This is a genomic window from Oscillibacter sp. UBA6647 (assembly GCA_002455655.1).
In the GTDB taxonomy this organism is placed as follows: Bacteria; Bacillota; Clostridia; order Oscillospirales; family Oscillospiraceae; genus Oscillibacter.
Genome location: DKLF01000057.1, coordinates 27,415 through 31,728 on the forward strand (window position 1 = coordinate 27,415; position 4,314 = coordinate 31,728).

Consider the following 4,314-nt stretch of genomic DNA (forward strand, 5'->3'; position numbering starts at 1 on the left):
CTTCCTCCCGCTCCGCAGCGGCTTTTTCATTCTTCGCGGCAGCCTCCGCCGCCTCACGGTCCGCCTGAGCACGATACTTTTCAGCAATTTTCTCCGTCTCGGCCTTCGCCCCCGCCAGCACGCGGTCGATTTCCGACTGCGCCTCCGCGGCGATGCGGTCCGTGATTTTTTCGATTCCGTTCATATCGACTCCCCTTTCTGTGGGGCCATCAGCTAATGTTGATCAGCATGAGCATGGAAGCCAGCAAGGACAAAATGGCATAGAATTCCACGGTGATGCACAGCACCATGCCCTTGGACCAGTCGTCCGGCTTCTTGGCAAGAATATTGATGGAGCCTGCGGCCACGCGGCCCTGTGCGATGGCGGAGAACAGTCCGCCCAGCGCCATGGGAAGGCAGGCCATAAAATATTGCATGCCCTGCGCCACGGTCAGAGCAGGAAGCTCCCCGCCGAGCAGGCCCATGCGGAAAATGGCAAAGAACCACACCACCAGACCGTACAAGCCCTGCGTGCCGGGGATCACCTGAAGAATCATAACCTTACCAAACTTGCTGGGGTCCTGGCAAAGCAGACCGGTGCCCGCCTCGCCGGCAATGCCGGTGCCTTTTGCGGAGCCGATGCCCGAAAGAACCGCCGCCAGACCCGCGCCCAGCAGCGCCAGAGCCAGACCGCCGATGCTACCCAAAAAGGTCAGGCTCTGCTGGAGTTCTACCATCTGTGCTAAATCACTCATTGTAAGTTTCCTCCCTTATTCTTTTACGATATCAACATATTTGGTTTTAATCTCCAAAGGCCGGAACCGCTTGCCTCCGTCCTCATAGAACTTGTTGAAATACTCCAGACACTGGAGTCTCAGGTCATGAACGTAGCAGCCCAGCAGGTTCAGCGCAAAGTTCAGGGCGTTACCCGCCAGAGAGATGATGAGAAACACCACCACATTGCCGGGGATGGCACCCAAGGTGTTGAACACCTGCGCGATGACGCTGCCCGCCAGCATGAGGGCCATCAGACGGGAATAGGACAAAATGTCTCCAAAGTAGCCCGTAATGTGGTTATAGAGCGAGCCAAACACTGCCCCCACCTTGCCAAAGCCTTTAGCGTTCCAGCCGGAGCCAACCAGCACCATCACACCGCCGACAAGCAGCACCAGCTTGGTCACGCCCAGAGCGGCCAGCCCCCCGCCGAGAAACACAATCCACCAAGTCACTTCTTCCCACAGGGCATCCATGATCTGTCCCCGCTTGAGCTTTTTGTAAAAGCTGATGGCCATGCCCACGTTAATCTGAACGAAGCCCAGACACATCGAGCCAATCAGAATCATCAGCGTATCATCCAGCGGAGTAAACAGGGCGGGCAGGGTAAACACCGTACCCGGGCTGATAATTCCCACGAGCTGGGTCAAAAAGTCTCCAAAGAAGCCGCCGGTCAGCGCCCCCACGATAAACACGCTGACACCGCAAAGGCGCATCAAGCCGAAGAAATGCTCCATGCCCCCCTTTGGTTTGTACTTGTTCAGCACAATCGATGAGGCCAGCAGCATCAAAAGTCCATAGCCCATATCCGCCATCATGATGCCGTAAAACAAAATAAAAAAAGGCGCCATCAGCGGGTTGGGGTCCAGACTTCCATACGCCGGGAGGGAGTACATATCCGTCACCATGTTCAGCGGCTTTGTCAGCCAGTTATTCTTTAGCTGTACGGGAACGTCCGGGTACTCTTCCTCGCTGGGCTCGGAAGTCTCCCACGCGCAGCCACGCTTCTCCAGCAAAGAAGCAAGCTTTCCCTCCGCCTCCGCAGGAACCCAGCCTTCAAAAAAGACAATGGTTCCGTCGGTGAGGATGCGCTGGGCGTCCTCGTCCTGCGCCACCTCCGTGTTCAGACGGTCAGCGTGAAGGCGCAACGCATCCCGCGCGCCGCCGCAGGCGGCCAGCTCATCCGTGATGCGCTCCTGCTCTGCCCGCGCTTCCTGCACGCAGCAGGCAATCGCCTCCAGATTTTTTGCCGGAGTCCCTATGTAATCCGGAAAGGTCACCACGCTGAAGCCGACACGCCGCAGAATTTCCATGGACGCCGCCTCATCCGTCCGATGACAGATGAAGAACAAGTATTGCTGCGTTTTGTCTGCCCCCACGGGATACAGCTCCGCAGCCAGTTCCCCGCCGCTAAGCTCCGCCCGCAGTGCGCCTACATCTGCAGCGGCGGGACACACCCCCATGCGAAAAACGACGTGGGCCGTGTCCTGCGTCTCCAGCGAAAAATCCAACTCCTTCCACGGCGTCAGGGCAGCGGACTGAGCTGCTGCCCGCCCCTCATCGCATTGGATATTGTACAACTGCGTCAGTAAGCCGTTGATTTTTTCGCAGGTTTCCTTGGCCTGTTCCGCAGAATCGGCACTGTGAAATTCCGACTCTTTAACAGGCTTTCTCTTAATAAACAATCCATCCTTTACGGCAGCGTACCGCCGGATGGCACCCAGCGCGGTGGTTACGTCGGCGACGGAGCCCTTGGTATCCATCAGTGAACATACGTTCCGGGCCAGCGGCGCAGACAGGGTCGCATCCTCCAACTGGCCGTCCGGTTCGCTGATTTCCACGCAGCCCAGACGCAGCAGCTCCCGCAGCAGCACATCCCGTTCCTCCGCCATGGCCACCACCCGGAGCTTTTTCATTTTTACGATGGCCATTTTACTGCTTCACGACCTTTCCAACAATGCGCTCTGCGGCGGCGGACATATGGCTCCCCGCCTGCTTGATCAGGGCATCGCATTCCTTTGCGGCATCCTCCCGAATCGCTGCGCACCGTTTTTCAGCGCGTTCCTCCGCTTCCCGCAGCAGCCGCTTGCCCTCCTGCACAGATGCAGTGCGCATCCGCTCCAGAAGCGCGGGACCATCCTTTTCTGCCTGGGCGATCCGCTCTTTTGCCTCTTGCTCTGCGGCAATTTTGCGTGCCTTGCTCTCGTTTTCCGCCCTGGCAACGGTTTCAATGGCTTCCAGTGACATTCCTTAATCACCTTCTCTCCCAATGACTTCGTATTGCTCTAAAGAATAGGACTCCGCACAATACTTTAATCCATTATATTGCATTCAAATTTGTAAAGCAAGGCTATTTTTTCCAAACCTTAAAACCGCCTTAATAATTTTTTTCACTTTATCACCGCAAAAGGCAGCAATATCCGTGCATAAATTTACTATATCCATCAGTATAAATAGTTTTAGGCAGGAAAAAAATTTTTTAGAGGTGTGAAAAAACAGAGCACCCCCCTATCGGAGAGTGCTCTGTGTGTGCACATCAGACTTTTTTCTCGCCGCCTGTGGCGGACACCAATTCGCTGAGTTCCTTCCCCGCCTGATCCATTGCTCTTGGCAGTTGGGAAAGACTGACCTCAATTTTCCGCAGCTCCGCGCTGACCTGTGCTGCGGTTACGTCAAAAGCCCCGGCCAAATCCTGATACTGCTTTTGAATATCGCCCACCAGCGCGTTCAGCCGCGAAGTGGTTGCGGTCTCCAACTCCCCCGCCCGCCGCCGGGCCTGACATTCAATGTCCCCCACCTGCGCCCGGACCTCCTGATAAGATAGGGCTTGGGGACGCAGTTCTTCCAGTTCGTCCGTGAGGACGCGAATTTTCTCACGCAGTTCCGCCCCTTCCCGCCGGGCAGTTTCCGCCTGCTCTCGCAGGGAGACCTCAATCTGTTTTTTCAGACTCTCATTCTCCTCGCGCAGGGCGCTGTTTTCCTTGCGAAGCGCTTCCTGCGCGTCTGCGCTTTCCTGCGCGGTCTTCTGTACGTATTGAATGACTTCTTCTTTATCAAAACCGCCGAATGCAACGCTTCTGAAATTTTTCATTTCCATGTTTGCCGCTCCTCCTCCGGGTCCCGCCCGTGCCTTTACCGGGGCTTTCAGGGTAGACCTTCTCCTGCAGGCAACGCCCCCAAAAGGCCTCTGCCGCCGCGCATCCAACCGACGTCCGTGGGCTTTGCAAGTTTTGATAATTATAGCATAGCGTTTTTCCCATTACAAGCCCCAGGAAAAAAGTGAAAATTTTATGAAGAAAATGCTTGCATTTTATAGAATGCCATGCTATTATAACTAAGCTGTTTGAAAACAGTGGTACGCGCCGTTAGCTCAGCTGGATAGAGCGTCTGGCTACGGACCAGAAGGCCGGGGGTTCGAATCCCTCCGGGCGGGCCAAATTAGAAATCAGTTTATGGAGAACAGCTCCGGTGAAAGAAGGCACAAGCTCCCGAACGGAGGGTGAGAACCCCCCGGTGCAGAATGGGAGCAGCACCGGAAATCCTGACCACGAAGGAAACGAA

4 protein-coding genes, 1 tRNA gene and 1 pseudogene are annotated in these 4,314 nt (G+C 55.7%); 1 reads left to right on the forward strand and 5 read right to left on the reverse strand.

The features are described from left to right. The 5 genes and pseudogenes from B2W96_RS04560 to B2W96_RS04580 all read right to left on the reverse strand — a co-directional run. Window positions 1-184, reverse strand: a pseudogene (locus tag B2W96_RS04560) (hypothetical protein); the annotation flags it as partial. Between the two features lie 25 nt (window positions 185-209). Then, on the reverse strand, window positions 210-734 hold the full coding sequence (locus B2W96_RS04565; RefSeq protein WP_293008995.1) for a V-type ATP synthase subunit K: 525 nt from the start codon (window positions 732-734) through the stop codon (window positions 210-212). 15 nt (window positions 735-749) lie between these two features. Continuing rightward, window positions 750-2,684, reverse strand: a complete 1,935-nt coding sequence (locus tag B2W96_RS04570) for a V-type ATP synthase subunit I (protein ID WP_293008997.1) — start codon at window positions 2,682-2,684, stop codon at window positions 750-752. 1 nt (window position 2,685) lies between these two features. After that, on the reverse strand, window positions 2,686-3,000 hold the full coding sequence (locus B2W96_RS04575; RefSeq protein ID WP_293008999.1) for a hypothetical protein: 315 nt from the start codon (window positions 2,998-3,000) through the stop codon (window positions 2,686-2,688). A gap of 289 nt (window positions 3,001-3,289) precedes the next feature. After that, window positions 3,290-3,850, reverse strand: coding sequence for a hypothetical protein (locus B2W96_RS04580; protein ID WP_293009001.1), 561 nt, complete (start codon window positions 3,848-3,850; stop codon window positions 3,290-3,292). Between the two features lie 265 nt (window positions 3,851-4,115). Between B2W96_RS04580 and B2W96_RS04585 the strand changes: the two genes are divergently transcribed. Then, window positions 4,116-4,189 (forward strand) — tRNA-Arg (locus B2W96_RS04585). Window positions 4,190-4,314 lie beyond the last annotated feature (125 nt).